We start from the raw sequence: 16,072 nt of genomic DNA, 5'->3' as shown, positions 1-16,072 counted from the left end.
GCAACGCGCCCCACCCCCACTGTCAGACCCACCCCCTATCGTGCGAACGCATGACGACCCTCCCGCCCCCCGCCACGGAACTGTCCGCAGACGAGGCCCGCCGCATCGCCCTCCGCGCACAGGGCTTCCTCGGCGCCCCCGACCGCCGCGCCGGTGTCCGCGGCGTCCTCCGTCACCTGGGCGCGGTGCAGCTCGACACGATCTCCGTCCTCGCCCGCTCCCACGAGCTCATCCCGTACGCCCGCCTCGGCGCCGTGGGCCGCGGGACCGTCGAGGACGCCTACTGGAAGGACACCCACGCCTTCGAGTACTGGTCCCACGCCGCCTGCATCCTCCCCATCGAGGAATGGCCCCACTTCGCCTTCCGCCGCCGCGCCTACCGCAACCGCCCGCACTGGAACCACCCCCTCCCCGACGGCACCTACGACCAGGTCGTCAAGCAGCTGCGCACCGAGGGCCCCCTCACCGCCACGGATCTCGGCGGGGCGAAGAAGACCAGCGAGTGGTGGGACTGGTCGGGCACGAAGGTCGCCGTCGAGCGCGCCCTCATGTACGGCGAGGTGGTGTGCGTCGAGCGCCGAGGCTGGAAGCGGGTGTACGACCTGGCCGAGCGCGCCGTCCCGGAGACCCTGCTCCACGACGACCTGGACGACACCGAGTGCCTGCGCCGGCTGGTCCGCCTGGCCGGCCGGTCCGTGGGCGTCGGCACCCGCGCGGACATCGCGGACTACCACCGGCTCAAGGCCGAACAGGTCGACGCCGTGATCGCCGACTCGGGCCTGGTCCCGGTGACGGTGGAGGGCTGGGGCAAGCCGGCCTGGGCGGACCCGGCGGCTCTGGCGGCACCCCCGCGCGGCCGTCACCGCACCACGCTGCTGTCCCCTTTCGACTCCCTGATCTGGGAACGCGCGCGCACCGAGCGGATCTTCGGCTTCACCCACCGCCTGGAGGCCTACGTGCCCAAGCAGAAGCGGGTGCACGGCTACTTCGCGATGCCGGTGCTGGCCGGTGGCCGGCTCGTCGGCCGGGTGGACCCGGCACGCGAGGGGCGCACCCTGGTCGCCCGGCAGGTCACTCTGGACGGCCGCAGGGCGGCTCCGGCGGTGGCCCAGGCCCTGGTCGAGGCGGCGAGCTGGGTGGACTGCACGGACGTACGCGTGGAGCGGGTGGACGCGCCCGAACTGCGCGAGCCGCTCATGAGGGAGCTGTCCCTCCTGCTCGACTGATCCCCACCGCTCGCCCGGTCCGCGGGCGGTGACATACCGTCAGCGGATCTCGAGGATCTTCTCCCGCATCGCGTACACCACGGCTTCCATCCTGGAATGCAGCTGCAGTTTCTCCAGGATGTTGCGCACGTGGTTCTTCACGGTGTTCTCGGAAATGAACAGCTCCTTGGCGATGTCCCGGTTGTTCATTCCCGTGGCGACGAGCTTGAGCACCTCCAGCTCGCGGTCCGTGAGGCGCGGCGCGGGCACGAGCCGGCGCTCGTCGGTCCGCTGGATCATCGACTTGAACTCGGTGAGGAGTTTCGACGCCATGGACGGGCTGATCTGCGACTGGCCGTCGGCCACCGCGCGGATGGCGGTCGCCACCTCGTCGGTCGAGATCTCCTTGAGGAGATAGCCCGTCGCGCCGGCCTTGATCGCGTCGTAGAGGTCCGCCTCCTCGTCGCTGATCGTCAGCATGATGATCTTGGCGCTGGGGGCGACCTCCTTGATGGAGGTGCACGCCTCGATGCCGCCGCGCTTGGGCATCCGCACGTCCATCAGGATGATGTCCGGCAGCAGGTCGGCGGCCTTCTCCACGGCCTCGGCACCGTCACCGGCCTCGCCGACGACCTGGATGTCCTCCTCGGCCGCGAGCACGATCTCCAGGCCGCGGCGGAACAGCGCGTGGTCGTCCACGACCAGGACCCTGATCGGCTCCGCGCGTGACGATCCCGCCTCCGGGCCCATGCCGACGACGCCGTCGTCGGCGCCGTCGTCCCGCATCGGTCCGAAACTGTCCGCCATCGTTCCTCCCCCTGAAGGCCCTGGCCTGTGGTCCTGAGCCATCGCCAACACAAGGCAACGACCCACCGGTTGGGTGGTTGCCGCCATGATTCCATGCCGCGCCGACGCGGGGGCGACAGTGCGGGCCGCGCAGGGGTCGCACACCTCGCGCACCGTCGCACACCGATGCCCCTGGGGGCGCACACGCGCTCCAGGGGCACCGGTCCGAGCGTCACCCGGCGTGGTCAGCCGGCGTGGTCAGCCGCCGAGCGCGTCGCCCGCCTCGGGCGCGTGCGCCTGCGTGACCATCGTGTCCGTCGTGAGGTGGATCACGCCGTAGTCGTAGGCGTGCCGCCGGTAGACGACGCTGGGCTCCTTGGTCTCGGAGTCGACGAAGAGATAGAAGTCGTGTCCGACCAGCTCCATCTCGTAGAGGGCCTGGTCGAGGGACATCGGCGCGGCCACGTGGGTCTTCTCGCGGACGACGAGGGGTCCGTCGCCCTGGACCTCGAGCGAGCCGATCTTCTTGGTGGGTACGCCGTCCTGCTTCTCCTCCGGAACGACCTCCCCGTTGCCGTTGAGTGTCGCTGCGCCGGGGACGTGGTCGGCGACCTCGGCCGCCGGGATCCGGCGCGCGCCGCGCCGCGAGAAGCGCTTGTCGTGCTGCTTGCGCAGCCGGGCGTCGAGCTTCTCCGCCGCCAGGTCGAGCGCCGCGTACGGGTCGCTCGCCGCTGCCTCCGCCCGGATCACCGGACCGCGGGAACGGAGGGTGATCTCCACCCGGTCGCAGCGGTCGGCCTGTCGGGGGTTGGGCTCCTTGGACACCTCGACGTCGAGGCTGATCACCTTGCCGTCGAGCTTCTGGATCTTCTCCAGCTTCAGCTTCTCGGCCACGTGCTTCCGGAACCGCTCGGGCACCTCGGTCTTGCGGCCCTTGACGACGATGTCCACGCAGAACTCCGTTCCCGGATCGCTCCGCTTCGGCGGCGGAGCATCTCCCTTTTGCACCAGGTTCCGGTTCTCCCGGAACCTCGGACTCGGTGACTTCCACCTCCTCCCCCGCGGGCGAGGTATCCACTCCACCGGTGCGGGTGATGACGGCTGAACGAGCAGCACGGCATTCGGATTCGAGAGGTGTGGCCTGCGGCTTTGCCTCACAACCGAACATATCTCGCTCGGACGGATGTCGTCACCCTCTACCGCGACGTACCTCCGTTCCGGTGAATTGACCTTGTCATTACCTGCAACGAAGCAAGTAGTCGATCAGTTCCGGTTTATTTCGAAAGCATCTGGTGATGCGGCGACCACAGCCGCCCAGATCGCTTCCGGGATCACGCCACCGCCTCCGTCCGGACCCTTCATTCGAGGTCCGCTCTTCCGTTCCTCTCTGCCTTCCCGTGCCGCCGACGAATACACAGTCGATTTCGCCGTTCCATACGTCCGCGCCCCCGCCCCCTGCTCATCCCTGCACTCGTCCGCGACCGCCTCCCGCACGGCACGCGCCGCCTCCGCCAGGGAGGCCCCCGTGGTCATCAGGTCGTCGACGAGGACGATCCGCCCACGGCCGCCCAGCAGCCGGGCCCCGCCGGTCGCCACCACCAGCGCACCGGCGAGGTTGTCCCGTCGCTGCCGGGCGTCCAGCCCCGACTGGTCGGCCACGGCGTGCCGCTGGCGCAGCGCGGCGAGCACCCGGGCGGACGTCCCGGTCCGCCGCAGCTCACCGGCCGCCGCGAGGGCGATGCGCCGCGCGGGGTCGTGCCCGCGCGCCCGCACCGCCCGGCGCGCGGACGGCACGGGTACGAGCAGCACCGGCCACCGAGCCCTGCCGCACCGCACCTCACCGCCGTGGGCACCCGCCTCCCGGAGACCGGCCCGTACGGCCCCCGCGAGCGCCGTGCCGAGCGGCCCGGCGAGGGCCAGCACACCGCGTTCCTTGTGGGCCAGCAGCGCGGCCCGCGCCTCGTCGGCGTACCGCGTCGCCGCGTACACGGCCGGCAGTCCGGGCGGCTCCGGATCCGGACGCACCCGGCACGGCGCTCCCCCGCTCAGCACCGCACGGCACCGTGGGCACAGCACCGTGCGGGCCCTGCCGCAGCCTCCGCACTCGGCCGGCAGCACCAGGTCGCCGAGATCCCGCCACCACCTGCGCATGACCACCACTGTGCCCGCGCCCGTCCCCTCCGGCCAGGCCTGTGGAAAACCCCGGGCGCCGCCTGGGGACAAGTCCACCCCTGGGGACAACGGCCTCACCCGCACGGGTGAACGCCCGTCGGCGCCGCCGTCACCCCGGATAGACCGGCGCCGTCCCCTCCGTCACCTTCTGCCACTGCATACCGGACGGCAGCCGGACGATCAGGTCCTCCGAGTACGCCACCAGCGGCAGCCGTTCGTCCTCGGTCGCGGCGATCTCCTTGACCCCGGTCAGCGCCGCCGGCACCGATGCCTCCGGCGTGGAGCCGTCCACCTGGACGTACCCGATCTGCTGGACGCCCCCGCGCTCGCGGCCGACCACCACGAGGCGGCTGTCGCCTGCCCAGGACATGGCCGTGACCTCCTCCAGCTCGGGTGTGGCGGAGCGCAGTTCGACGACGGTGACCGTGGGCTGCTCGCCGGCCCGTCCGTCGCGTTCGATCCGCCCGATGAGCAGTGACCGTTCGCCGTCCTTCTCCACGACGAGTGCGATCCGCACCCCGTCGGCCGCCACCCGCACGGCCTGTACGCGCCCGTCCAGTCCGGGGATGCGCACCTGCGCCGGCTTGCCCGCGCCGTCCTGCAACAGCAGCAGGCGGGGATTCTTCGGGTCCCGGTCGGCGATCCACAGGTCGCCCTGCGCGTCCCAGCTGGGCGGCGTCAGCCTGTCCCCCTCCGTCTTGCCGCCGCTGACCAGCAGGGGGTCTCCGAGCGAACTGCCGGGCACCAGCGAGGCGACGTACAGCGACTTGGAGTCGAAGCCGATACCGGCCGCGCTGTGCTCGTCCCGCGACACCGCCACCGACCGCAGCGCCGTCGTGCCCTCGCCCAGCGCCCCGGGCACGGTCTCGGGATGGGTGGCGGTGCTGCCCGCGGCGATCCGCACCAGGCGGTGCTTGGCGTCCACGAAGTACAGGTAGTCGGGCCGCTGGGCCGAACCCCGCGTCGCGACCGCCTCGGCCCGGTCCTCGCCGAGCGAGCACAGCCGCCTGTTCCCCGAGGTCAGCTCCACCTCGTCCACGGCGGGGGTGAGGTTCTGGAGGGTGAACAGGAGCTGGGTCGCCATCTCGTCGCACTTGTCCGCGCCGACCCCGGCGGCCTTGGCGTTCAGCGGCACCGTCAGCTTGTTGCGGTCGTCCGGCGTCAGCGAGTCGACGTTGTCCGCCAGTGCCGTACCGCTCGGGAAGCTCGACCTGACCACGGGCCCCAGCAGACTCGTCGGCCCGCTGATCAGCGACCGCACGACCTGGGTCATCGGGTCCACGAGCCGGCGCACATAGACCGGATCGGCGACGGCCGTCGGCTCCGCCCGCGCACCGGCCTGCTCCTTGGGGACGGTGTTCGAGGCGAAGTAGTACTTGTTGACCGACATGTAGGTGCGCTGGAAGTCGGACTTGCCCATGACCACGCCCTGCGGCAGCACGTCGATGCGCCACTGCCGGCTCTTCGGGTCCCGGGTGAGGTGCACCGGCTCGCGGTACTCGCCCGCCGCCGGCGCGTACGACTGCTGCGCGTCCACCGTGGCGACCCGGGTGCCGGTCAGCGTGACCGAGTACGAGTAGTCGTCGGTGTCCTCACGGCTCGCCAGGTGGTCGGCCTCGGTCCCGGCCCCGCCCGCCAGCACCGTCGTGGACCGCTCCGGTTCCCAGGTCTTCGCCGCCTCGGCCGTCAGATACTTGCGGGCCGTCTCGTAGTGCGGGTCGTTGCTGGTCAGCGCCTCCAGAAAGCCCTGCACGATCACCGACGGCGAGGCGTCCTCCGCCGGCGGCATCGCGAACACCCGCACCTGCGGGTCCTGGCGGGGCGTGGACTCCACGCCCCGCAGGTCGCCGTGGTCGGGCATGGACGCACACCCCGCCAGCAGTACGACGCCGCAGACCGCGTACGTCATCGCGCGCGTCGGTGTCCGCCGGCCGCTCCCCTCGCGGTCAGCGCCCACGAAATGCCTCCCCTTGCCTGCTCGGCTCCTCCGGCCCGCCGTCCGGGCGGCTCGCCGCCTCCGGCCCGGGCGTGCCGTTCTGTTCACGGGCTCCGGAGACGGGCCGCGGCACCACACGCGCGCCGTTGCCGGGCAGCGCCGTCGGATCGGCGGTGGCGGCGGACGGCCGCGGCGGTATCGGGCCCCGCCCGGACGCCGAGGACCCCTGGCCCAGTGCCGCCTGCGCCGGCACGGTGACCGCCTTGTCCCCGCCCTGTGCCCGGCCCCCGTCGTGGAGACCGGCGTCGTTCAGTCCGCGGTTGCGGCGCGAGTCCGCCGGCTCCAGCGGTATCGGCGAGCCCCGCAGCGGCTCGTCCGCGGTCCGCGGCAGCGTCAGCCGGAACTGCGAACCGCCGCCCGGTTCGCCCCAGGCCTGCAGCCAGCCGCCGTGCAGCCGCGCGTCCTCCAGGGCGATCGACAGACCGAGCCCGGTACCGCCGGTGGTACGCGCGCGTGCCGGGTCGGCCCGCCAGAAGCGGCTGAAGACCCGGGTGGCCTCGCCGGGCTTGAGCCCGACGCCGTAGTCGCGCACCGCGACGGCGACGGCGCCGCCGGCCGCGGCGAGCCGCACGACGACGTCCTCGCCCTCGCCGTGCTCGACGGCGTTGACGACGAGATTGCGCAGCACCCGCTCCACGCGCCGGGCGTCCGCCTCGGCGACGACGGGCTGCTGGTCGCCGACGACGCGTATCCGCGTGCCCTTGCGCTCGGCGAGCGGCTCGGCCCCGCTGACGACCCGCCGCACGACCTCCCGCAGGTCGATCGGCTCCGCCTCCAGCGCCGCCGCACCCGCGTCGAAGCGACTGATCTCCAGGAGGTCCGCCAGCAGCGTCTCGAACCGGTCCAGCTGGTCCGCGAGCAGCTCGGCCGACCGCGCGGTCACCGGATCGAAGTCCACGCGCGCGTCGTGGATGACGTCGGCAGCCATCCGCACGGTCGTCAGCGGTGTCCGCAGCTCGTGCGACACGTCGGAGACGAACCGCCGCTGCATCCGCGACAGGTCCTCGAGCTGGCTGATCTTCAACTGGAGGTTCTGCGCCATCTTGTTGAAGGCCTCGCCGAGCCGCGCGATGTCGTCCTCGCCGGTGACCTTCATCCGTTCCTGCAGCCGCCCGGCGGACAGCCGCTCGGCGATGCTCGCCGCCATCCGCACGGGCGTGACGACCTGGCGCACCACCAGCCAGGCGATGGCTCCGAGCAGGACGACCACGAACAGCCCGGCCGTCGCCAGCGTGCCCTTGACCAGGCTGAGCGACTTCTCCTCCTGCGTCAGCGGGAAGAGGTAGTACAGCTGGTACGGCTCACCGTTCGGGTCGTTGACCTGCTTGCCGATGACCAGGCCCGGCTGCGAGGGCTGGTCGGAGTCGTAGACGATCCGCGTGTAGCTCTGCGCCGCCGCCGGGTCGCCGTCGATCCGCTCCCGCAGCTCCTCGGGCACGCTGGACGACCAGTTGACCAGGCCGGAGGCGCGCGGGCCGCGCCCGCTGCCGCTGTCCCCGCCCATGGGGAGCGTGACCACGTCGAAGGCGCCCTGGCCGCCGCTGGAGAGCGACTTCACGAGGTCGCTCATCCACTGGATGACGTTCTGCGGCGGACGGCCGTCGACGGGGGTGCCCTCGTCGCCGGTGGTGCTCGCCGTCTCCTCGGCCTTCTGCTTGGCCACCGCGAAGCCACCGGTGGCCTGACTCTGCGACGCCTTCACCTTGGCGTCCAGCAGACCGTTGCGGACCTGCCCGATCACGACGAAGCCGAGCAGCAGCACGACACCGAGCGACATCAGCAGCGTGGTGGCGACGACCTTGAGCTGGATGTTGCGCCGCCACAGCCGCATCACGGGCAGCAGCGGACGCCGTACCCAGCGCATGAACAGGCGGAGCACCGGGCTGCCCTGGACGCCGCCGTGCAGCAGCCCGCCCTCGAGCAGACGCGCCCAGCGTGAACGCCCGGACCCGTGGCCGACAGGCCGCCCGGCGCGGTCCCCGGAGCGGCCGGGCGCCGAAGCGGCACTGTCCCCGCTCATGTCAGCTCGGTCCGGCCTTGTAACCGACGCCACGGACGGTCACCACGATCTCCGGCTTCTCCGGGTCCTTCTCGACCTTGGAGCGCAGCCGCTGTACATGCACGTTGACCAGCCGGGTGTCGGCCGCGTGCCGGTAGCCCCAGACCTGCTCGAGGAGCACCTCGCGGGTGAACACCTGCCACGGCTTGCGGGCCAGCGCGACCAGCAGGTCGAACTCCAGCGGCGTCAGCGCGATCGACTGCCCGTCCCGCTTCACGGAGTGGCCGGCCACGTCGATCACCAGGTCACCGATGGCGAGCTGCTCCGGCGCCGGCTCCTCCGACCTCCGCAGCCGCGCCCGGATCCGGGCCACCAGCTCCTTCGGCTTGAACGGCTTCACGATGTAGTCGTCGGCGCCGGACTCCAGGCCCACCACCACGTCGACGGTGTCGCTCTTGGCCGTCAGCATCACGATCGGCACGCCGGACTCCGCCCTGATCAGGCGGCAGACCTCGATGCCGTCCCGGCCGGGCAGCATCAGGTCGAGCAGCACCAGATCGGGCTTGGTCTCACGGAAGGCGGCCAGCGCCTTGTCGCCGTCGGCTACGAAAGACGGCTCAAAACCCTCACCACGCAGCACGATGCCGAGCATCTCGGCCAGTGCGGTGTCGTCGTCGACGACAAGGACTCGTCCCTTCATAAACGACATCATCCCATTCTCGTAACGACTACAGAGGCGCTGGTGAGCGAGGTCACTGGCCTGTGACGATAGTCGTACCGAGCCCTCACTGTCTGCCCCGGCCGACCGCCGCCCCGCCCTCCTCACAGCGTGTCCGTGCCGCACTACGGAACGCAGGCGGAGCCGGCCCGCCGCCAGGGATGTCCGGTGGCCCCGCTCAGCCGGCCGTCGGCCGCCGCACCCCGGCGCCCAGCCCGGCGAGCGCCCGAGCCGTCACGGGCGAGACGACGCCCTCCTCTGTGACGATCGCCGTCACCAGCTCGGGCGGCGTCACGTCGAACGCCGGGTTGTACGCCTGCGTCCCCAGCGGAGCCACCGGAATCCCGCCGCCCGCTCCCGTCACCCGCACCTGGGGCGCCGTCACCTCGGTCACCTCGTACCCGGGGCGCTGCTCGACCTCGATGGACGCCCCGTCCGGCGTCCCCGTGTCCACCGTCGTCACCGGCGCGACCACGATGAACGGCACATGGTGGTACCGCGCCAGCACCGCGAGCGGATAACTCCCCACCTTGTTCGCCACCGACCCGTCGGCCGCGATCCGGTCCGCGCCGATCAGCACCGCGTCCACCTCACCCGCCGCGAACAGCGAACCGGCCGCGTTGTCGGTGAGCAGGGTGTACGGCATGTCGTTGCGCGCGGCCTCGTAGGCCGTCAGCCGGGCGCCCTGCAGCAGCGGACGCGTCTCGTCCACCCACAGGCGCCGCAGCCGACCCGCACGGTGCGCGGCGAGCGCCACCGCGAACGCCGTCCCCTCACCGCCCGACACCAGCGCCCCGGTGTTGCAGTGGGTGAGGACGCGGTGCCCGCCGGCGGGCAGCAGCTCGTCCAGCAGCGCCAGACCGTGCTCCGCCATCCGAGCGCTGGCCACGGCGTCCTCCTCGTGCAGCGCCCGCGCCGCGGCCAGCGCCGCCGCGGCGGCCTGCCGGGTGTCACCGGTCCTGGCCAGCGCCTCCCGGTGCGCGTCCTGGGCCCGGCGCACCCCCACGGCGAGATTCACGGCGGTGGGACGTGCCCCCGCCAGCGCGGCGGCGGCCTGCTCCACCTCGTAGCCACGGACGGCGGCGAGCGCGACGCCGTAGGCGCCCGCGACGCCGAGCAGCGGTGCCCCGCGCACAGCGAGCGAGCGGATCGCCTCCACCAGCGCCGCCGGGTCCGTGCAGACCAGCTCGACCTCCTCGGCCGGCAGTCTCGTCTGGTCCAGCAGGACCAGCACCGGGCCCTCGGGGGGCTCCTCCCAGCGGAGGGCGGGTATCCCGGTCGGCCGCTTGTCCTCGCCGCTGTGCGCGTACTGATCAGCCATGCGGTCAGTCTGCCCCCGATCCGGCGGACAATTGAAGACGGGCTGCCTCCACCTCTCCCGGTCCACAGCCGACCACCCCATGGCACGATGGCTGCCAACCTGCCGCCGCGACCGCGGATGGGCACCGTGAAGGAGCGACGATGAACGACACTCCGGGCTGGACCTCGCCCGGATCCGCCCCGTCCGACGGGCAGGAGCCCGGCGCATCCGGCCCCGCCGACCGCCCGGCCACCGGCGAGCCCGCGGACCGGCCGAGCGCGGAACCGACGAGCCCCGGCACGAAGTGGTCCAAGGAACAGCCGCCACCCGGCCAATGGTCCGCCCCCACCGGCGGCCCGACCGCGCCTCCCCCGCCGCCCCACGGCGGCTGGGGCACCCCGCCCCCGCCTCCGGGCGGGTACGGCGGCCAGGGCCGTGGCTACGCGGGCCCTGGCGGCCCCGGCTGGGGAGCGGGCTGGGGAGGCCCGCCGCCCGCGGCCAAGCCCGGCGTGATCCCGCTGCGCCCGCTCGGCGTCGGCGAGATCCTCGACGGCGCGGTCTCCACCATGCGCACCTACTGGCGCACGGTCCTCGGCATCTCCCTGACCGTCGCGATCTTCACCGAGGTCATCGTCGTACTCCTCCAGGGCCTCGTCCTGGAGGACACCGCCTCCGACGCCCTCAACGACCCCGACGCCACCCTGAGCGAGCTCGCCGACGCGCTCACCTCGACCACGGTCAACTCGGGCGTCGTCTTCCTGATCTCCCTGATCGGCACCGTCGTCGCCACGGCCCTGCTCACCACCGTCACCAGCCGCGCCGTCCTCGGCAGGCCGGTGACCACCCGCGAGGCCTGGCAGGACGCGCGCCCTCAGGTGATCAAACTGTTCGGCCTGATCGTCCTCCTGCTGCTGATGGTCGCCGGCATCCTCTTCGCCGCCATGCTGCCCGGCCTCCTCGTCACCGCCACCGCGGGCGGCGAGGGAGGCGTGGCCCTGGCCGCTCTCGGCTTCCTGGCCGGCGGCGTCGTCGCCGTGTGGCTCATGGTCCGCTTCTCCCTCGCCTCCCCGGCCCTGATGCTGGAGAAGCAGGGCATCAAGAAGGCGATGAGCCGCTCGACGAAGCTGGTGCGCGGCTCCTGGTGGCGAATCTTCGGCATCCAGCTGCTCGCCACGGTCATCGCGAACATCGTCGCGTCGATCATCGTCATCCCCTTCACCTTCCTCGCCGCCACCCTCAGCGGCGACGGGGTCAGCGGATTCCTCGAGGGCGGCGGCGACCTCGGCTGGACCTTCCTCGTCGTCACCGGCGTCGGCTCGGTGATCGGCTCCATGATCACCTTCCCGATCACGGCGGGCGTCACGGTGCTCCTCTACATCGACCAGCGCATCCGCCGCGAGGCCCTCGACCTCGAACTGGCCCGCGCCGCCGGCACCCAGGGCCCCGGCAGCACCGGCGCCGTCCCGGGAAGCTGATGCGGTGAGCGCGACGGGGGGAATGCTCACAGAGGTGCTGCCACGCACCGCCGTACGGACGTTGCTGCGCGCCGGGGACACCTCCGTGCTGTCCCTGGCACGCTCCGGCGGCGAGGAACCGCCGCTGACGACGCCACGCGACCCCGCACGGGAGGCGGCGCGCCGCGAGCTGTCCAGGCCCATGTACCACGAGAACGACCCCAGCTGGGTCCAGCGGGCGCTCAACGCCCTCTGGGACTGGATCGGCGAGCTGTTCGACAGGGCCTCCACCGCGACACCCGGCGGGACACTCGGCCTGACCGTCGTCATCGCCGCCGTCGTCGCGGTACTGGGCGCCCTCTGGTGGCGCCTGGGCACCCCGCGCCGCGCCCCCGCCTCCGCCCCCGCCCTCTTCGACGACCGCCCCCGCAGTGCCGCCGACCACCGCGCCGCAGCCGAGGCGCACGCCGCCCAGGGCCACTGGAACCAGGCCGTCCAGGAGCGCATGCGGGCCGTCGTCCGCGCCCTGGAGGAACGCGCCCTCCTCGACATCCGCCCCGGCCGCACCGCCGACGAGGCCGCCACCGAAGCCGGCCGCGCCCTGCCCGCCCACGGCGACCGGCTGCGCGCCGCGGCCCGGGACTTCGACGACGTCGCATACGGCGGCCGGCCCGGCACGGAGCAGGCGTACCACCGCCTGACCGACCTCGACCGCGACCTGGAACGCAGCACACCGCACCTGGCCGGCAGCACTCCCGACGGAGCGCACGACCCGAACACCCACCGGGGAGCCGCCGGATGACCACCGACGCCACGCTCCCCACCACCTCGGCCTCGCCCACCGCCCACCGGCTGTGGAATCGCGCGCGAGGCGTCACGCTCGCCCTCGTGCTGCTGCTCGCCGGCGCCGTCGCGATCGCCGTCGTCCGCTCCGACGCCCGGCACGGCGAGCTCGACCCACGCTCCGCGGACCCCTACGGCAGCCGGGCCGTCGCCGAACTCCTCGCCGACCGCGGTGTGTCCACCCGGGTGGTCACCACCCTGGACGACGCCCGCGCCGCCGCCGGGCCGGACACCACGCTGCTGGTGGCCGTCCCCGACCTGCTCACCGAGGACCAGCAGACCGAGCTGCACTCCGCGACCGCCGGCTCCGGCGGACGTACGGTCCTCCTGGCCCCCGGCGGCACCTCCGTCGAACGCCTCGCCCCCGGTGTCACCGCCGACCCCGCGATCAGCTTCGACTCGACGCTGTCCCCCGACTGCGACCTGCCCGCCGCCCGCCGCGCGGGTACCGCCGACACCGGCGGCATCCGCTACACGACCACCCACCCACAGGCGGACCGCTGCTACCCCGGCGAGCGCCTGGCCACCCTGCTCCGCATCCCCGAGACGGCTCCGGCCTCCGGAGAAGCAACCCCGGGCGACACGATCGTCCTCGGCGCACGGGACATCGTCTACAACAAGCGCCTCGACGAGCACGGCAACGCCTCGCTCGCCCTCCAACTCCTCGGCTCCCGCCCCCATCTGGTCTGGTACCTCCCCTCGCTCTCCGACACCCCCGCCCCGGACGACGAGCGCGGCTTCTTCGACCTGCTCCCCTCCGGCTGGCTCTGGGGAACCCTGCAGCTCTTCATCGCCGCGGCTCTGGCCGCCCTGTGGCGGGCACGCCGACTCGGCCCCCTGGTGCCCGAAAAACTCCCCGTGGCCATCCGCGCCTCCGAGACCACCGAAGGCCGCGCCCGCCTCTACCGCAAGGCCAACGCCCGTGACCGCGCGGCGACCGCTCTTCGCTCCGCGACCCGCACCCGCCTCGCCCCCCTCGTCGGCGTCCCCGTCGCCCAGGCTCACGCGCCCGAGGCCCTGCTCCCCGCACTGTCCGCCCACCTCCACGGCGACGGACAGTCCCTGCACACCCTCCTCTACGGCCCGCCGCCCCGCGACGACGCGGCACTCATCGCCCTCGCCGATCAACTCGACGCCCTCGAAAGAGAGGTACGCCGTCCATGATGGACCCGACCACTGACAACGCCGGGCAGAGCGGAGACCCGGGCAGCGCCCGCGCCGCCCTGGAAGCCCTGCGCGCCGAGATCGCCAAGGCCGTGGTCGGCCAGGACGCCGCCGTGACCGGTCTCGTCGTCGCCCTGCTGTGCCGCGGCCATGTCCTCCTCGAAGGTGTCCCCGGAGTCGCCAAGACCCTCCTCGTCCGAGCCCTGGCCGCATCCCTCGAACTCGACACCAAGCGTGTCCAGTTCACCCCCGACCTGATGCCCAGCGACGTCACCGGCTCCCTGGTCTACGACGCCCGCACCGCCGAGTTCTCCTTCCAGCCCGGCCCGGTCTTCACCAACCTGCTCCTCGCCGACGAGATCAACCGCACGCCCCCGAAGACCCAGTCGTCCCTCCTCGAAGCCATGGAGGAACGGCAGGTCACGGTCGACGGCACCCCCCGCCCGCTCCCCGAGCCGTTCCTGGTCGCCGCGACCCAGAACCCGGTCGAGTACGAGGGCACCTACCCCCTGCCCGAAGCCCAGCTGGACCGCTTCCTCCTCAAGCTGACCGTCCCGCTGCCCTCCCGCCAGGACGAGATCGACGTCCTCACCCGCCACGCCGCCGGCTTCAACCCACGCGACCTGCACACCGCCGGGGTACGCCCCGTGGCGAACGCCGCCGACCTGGAGGCGGCCCGCGCCGAGGTCGCCAAGACGACGGTCCACCCGGAGATCACGGCCTACGTCGTCGACATCTGCCGCGCCACCCGCGAGTCGCCGTCCCTCACCCTCGGCGTCTCCCCGCGCGGAGCCACGGCACTGCTGTCGACGTCCCGGGCCTGGGCCTGGCTCACGGGCCGCGACTACGTCACCCCCGACGACGTGAAGGCCCTCGCCCTCCCCACCCTCCGCCACCGCGTGCAGCTCCGCCCGGAGGCCGAGATGGAAGGCGTGACCGCCGACTCCGTCATCAACGCGGTCCTCGCCCACGTCCCCGTCCCCCGCTGATGGCACTCACCGGACGCGCCGCGCTCCTCGCGGCCCTCGGCTCCGTCCCCGTCGGCATCTGGGACCCCGGCTGGACGGGCATCCTCGCGGTCAACGCCCCGCTGGCCCTGGCCTGCGCCTGCGACTTCGCCCTGGCCGCCCCGGTACGGCGGCTTCGCCTGTCCCGTTCCGGCGACACCTCGGCCCGCCTGGGTGAAACCGCCGACGTCACCCTGACGGTCACCAACCCGTCCGGCCGCCCGCTCCGCGCCGACCTGCGCGACGCCTGGCCGCCCAGCAGCTGGCAGCCCGGCACGGAGACGGCCGCCTCCCGCCACCGCCTCGCGGTCCCCTCCGGCGAACGCCGACGCGTGACCACACGCCTGCGTCCCACACGCCGCGGCGACCGTCAGACGGACCGCGTCACGATCCGCTCGTACGGCCCGCTGGGTCTCTTCTCCCGCCAGGGCGCCCACCTGGTTCCCTGGACGGTGCGCGTCCTGCCCCCGTTCACCAGCCGCAAGCACCTCCCGTCCAAGCTGTCGCGCCTGCGCGAACTCGACGGCCGCACCAGCGTGCTCACCCGCGGTGAGGGCACGGAGTTCGACAGCCTCCGCGAGTACGTCCCCGGCGACGACACCCGTTCCATCGACTGGCGCGCGACCGCCCGCCAGTCCACCGTCGCCGTACGCACCTGGCGCCCCGAACGCGACCGGCACATCCTGCTCGTCCTCGACACGGGCCGCACCTCCGCGGGCCGCGTGGGCGACGCACCCCGCCTCGACGCCTCCATGGACGCCGCCCTGCTCCTGGCAGCCCTGGCGTCCCGCGCCGGTGACCGCGTCGACCTCCTCGCCTATGACCGCCGGGTACGCGCCCTGGTCCAGGGCAGGACGGCAGGTGATGTGCTGCCCTCTCTGGTCGACGCGATGGCGACCCTTGAGCCGGAGCTGCTGGAGACCGACGCACGCGGCCTCACGGCGACCGCGCTCCGCTCGGCTCCGCGCCGCTCGCTGATCGTGCTGTTCACGACGCTCGACACGACACCGATCGAAGAGGGACTGCTTCCGGTCCTGCCTCAGCTGACCCAGCGCCACACGGTCCTCGTGGCCTCGGTGGCGGACCCGCACATCTCCCGGATGGCGAAGGCCCGCGGCAACACCGACGCGGTGTACGAGGCTGCCGCCGCCGCGCAGGCCCAGGCGGAACGCCGTCGCACCTCCGACCAGCTCCGCCGGCACGGCGTGACGGTCGTCGACGCGACGCCGGACGAACTGGCCCCCGCGCTGGCCGACGCCTATCTGGAACTGAAGGCAGCGGGCCGTCTGTGACGACCCGCTGCCGGCCCGGGACCGAACGGAAAGGTCCCTGAAAACGCAGAAAACCCCGCACCGTAAGGTGCGGGGTTTCCCGGAATAATTGTTCGGCGGCGTCCTACTCTCCCACAGGGTCCCCCCTGCAGTACCA

At 72.8% G+C, this 16,072-nt stretch carries 13 protein-coding genes; 6 read left to right on the top strand and 7 right to left on the bottom strand.

Features of this window, described 5'->3' with window-relative positions; genetic code table 11:
* The first annotated feature begins 50 nt into the window (after positions 1-50).
* Positions 51-1,226: a crosslink repair DNA glycosylase YcaQ family protein gene (locus AB0E77_RS07115; protein ID WP_361566741.1), complete on the top strand. Its 1,176-nt coding sequence runs from the start codon at positions 51-53 to the stop codon at positions 1,224-1,226.
* A gap of 39 nt (positions 1,227-1,265) precedes the next feature.
* Here AB0E77_RS07115 and AB0E77_RS07110 read toward each other — a convergent pair whose 3' ends face one another.
* The 7 genes from AB0E77_RS07110 to mtnA form a co-directional block, all read right to left on the bottom strand.
* Positions 1,266-2,012: a response regulator transcription factor gene (locus tag AB0E77_RS07110; RefSeq protein ID WP_361566738.1), complete on the bottom strand. Its 747-nt coding sequence runs from the start codon at positions 2,010-2,012 to the stop codon at positions 1,266-1,268.
* Between the two features lie 237 nt (positions 2,013-2,249).
* On the bottom strand, positions 2,250-2,942 hold the full coding sequence (gene raiA / locus AB0E77_RS07105; protein ID WP_361566735.1) for a ribosome-associated translation inhibitor RaiA: 693 nt from the start codon (positions 2,940-2,942) through the stop codon (positions 2,250-2,252).
* Between the two features lie 312 nt (positions 2,943-3,254).
* A complete protein-coding gene (locus AB0E77_RS07100; protein WP_361566732.1) occupies positions 3,255-4,142 on the bottom strand; it encodes a ComF family protein in 888 nt (295 codons plus the stop codon).
* Between the two features lie 130 nt (positions 4,143-4,272).
* A complete protein-coding gene (locus AB0E77_RS07095; RefSeq protein ID WP_361566730.1) occupies positions 4,273-6,120 on the bottom strand; it encodes an LpqB family beta-propeller domain-containing protein in 1,848 nt (615 codons plus the stop codon).
* A complete protein-coding gene (mtrB, locus tag AB0E77_RS07090) occupies positions 6,110-8,179 on the bottom strand; it encodes an MtrAB system histidine kinase MtrB (protein ID WP_361566727.1) in 2,070 nt (689 codons plus the stop codon). The genes AB0E77_RS07095 and mtrB overlap by 11 nt, the downstream gene beginning before the upstream one ends.
* A 1-nt stretch (position 8,180) precedes the next feature.
* Entirely contained in the window at positions 8,181-8,870 is a 690-nt protein-coding gene (mtrA, locus tag AB0E77_RS07085; protein WP_003975799.1) for a two-component system response regulator MtrA, read from the bottom strand.
* Positions 8,871-9,054: 184 nt separating this feature from the next.
* Positions 9,055-10,197: an S-methyl-5-thioribose-1-phosphate isomerase gene (mtnA, locus tag AB0E77_RS07080; protein ID WP_361566724.1), complete on the bottom strand. Its 1,143-nt coding sequence runs from the start codon at positions 10,195-10,197 to the stop codon at positions 9,055-9,057.
* 140 nt (positions 10,198-10,337) lie between these two features.
* Here mtnA and AB0E77_RS07075 point away from each other — a divergent pair, with 140 nt between their 5' ends.
* From AB0E77_RS07075 to AB0E77_RS07055, 5 genes are read left to right on the top strand one after another with little or no spacing between them, the layout of a single operon-like run.
* Positions 10,338-11,651 (top strand): glycerophosphoryl diester phosphodiesterase membrane domain-containing protein, encoded by a 1,314-nt coding sequence (locus tag AB0E77_RS07075; protein ID WP_361566721.1) that lies wholly within the window; start codon positions 10,338-10,340, stop codon positions 11,649-11,651.
* Between the two features lie 22 nt (positions 11,652-11,673).
* A complete protein-coding gene (locus tag AB0E77_RS07070; protein ID WP_361567502.1) occupies positions 11,674-12,432 on the top strand; it encodes a DUF4129 domain-containing protein in 759 nt (252 codons plus the stop codon).
* Positions 12,429-13,637, top strand: coding sequence for a DUF4350 domain-containing protein (locus tag AB0E77_RS07065; RefSeq protein ID WP_361566719.1), 1,209 nt, complete (start codon positions 12,429-12,431; stop codon positions 13,635-13,637). The genes AB0E77_RS07070 and AB0E77_RS07065 overlap by 4 nt, the downstream gene beginning before the upstream one ends.
* Positions 13,637-14,626 carry a MoxR family ATPase gene (locus AB0E77_RS07060; RefSeq protein WP_361567499.1) on the top strand — a complete coding sequence of 330 codons (990 nt, stop codon included), beginning with the start codon at positions 13,637-13,639 and terminating at the stop codon, positions 14,624-14,626. The genes AB0E77_RS07065 and AB0E77_RS07060 overlap by 1 nt, the downstream gene beginning before the upstream one ends.
* Positions 14,626-15,936 (top strand): DUF58 domain-containing protein, encoded by a 1,311-nt coding sequence (locus AB0E77_RS07055; RefSeq protein WP_361566716.1) that lies wholly within the window; start codon positions 14,626-14,628, stop codon positions 15,934-15,936. The genes AB0E77_RS07060 and AB0E77_RS07055 overlap by 1 nt, the downstream gene beginning before the upstream one ends.
* Positions 15,937-16,072 lie beyond the last annotated feature (136 nt).

The sequence above is a fragment of the Streptomyces sp. NPDC032940 genome (assembly GCF_040636935.1).
Classification (GTDB): Bacteria; Actinomycetota; Actinomycetes; order Streptomycetales; family Streptomycetaceae; genus Streptomyces.
This window is presented reverse-complemented; position numbering and strand designations above follow the sequence as displayed.

Bases quoted from the DNA above. Each gene is read 5' to 3' on its own strand.
- AB0E77_RS07115 (WP_361566741.1), top strand. From the start codon at position 51: ATGACGACCCTCCCGCCCCCCGCCACGGAACTGTCCGCAGACGAGGCC.
- AB0E77_RS07110 (WP_361566738.1), bottom strand. From the start codon at position 2,012: ATGGCGGACAGTTTCGGACCGATGCGGGACGACGGCGCCGACGACGGC.
- AB0E77_RS07100 (WP_361566732.1), bottom strand. From the start codon at position 4,142: ATGCGCAGGTGGTGGCGGGATCTCGGCGACCTGGTGCTGCCGGCCGAG.
- mtrB (WP_361566727.1), bottom strand. From the start codon at position 8,179: ATGAGCGGGGACAGTGCCGCTTCGGCGCCCGGCCGCTCCGGGGACCGC.
- mtrA (WP_003975799.1), bottom strand. From the start codon at position 8,870: ATGATGTCGTTTATGAAGGGACGAGTCCTTGTCGTCGACGACGACACC.
- mtnA (WP_361566724.1), bottom strand. From the start codon at position 10,197: ATGGCTGATCAGTACGCGCACAGCGGCGAGGACAAGCGGCCGACCGGG.
- AB0E77_RS07075 (WP_361566721.1), top strand. From the start codon at position 10,338: ATGAACGACACTCCGGGCTGGACCTCGCCCGGATCCGCCCCGTCCGAC.
- AB0E77_RS07070 (WP_361567502.1), top strand. From the start codon at position 11,674: ATGCTCACAGAGGTGCTGCCACGCACCGCCGTACGGACGTTGCTGCGC.
- AB0E77_RS07065 (WP_361566719.1), top strand. From the start codon at position 12,429: ATGACCACCGACGCCACGCTCCCCACCACCTCGGCCTCGCCCACCGCC.
- AB0E77_RS07060 (WP_361567499.1), top strand. From the start codon at position 13,637: ATGGACCCGACCACTGACAACGCCGGGCAGAGCGGAGACCCGGGCAGC.
- AB0E77_RS07055 (WP_361566716.1), top strand. From the start codon at position 14,626: ATGGCACTCACCGGACGCGCCGCGCTCCTCGCGGCCCTCGGCTCCGTC.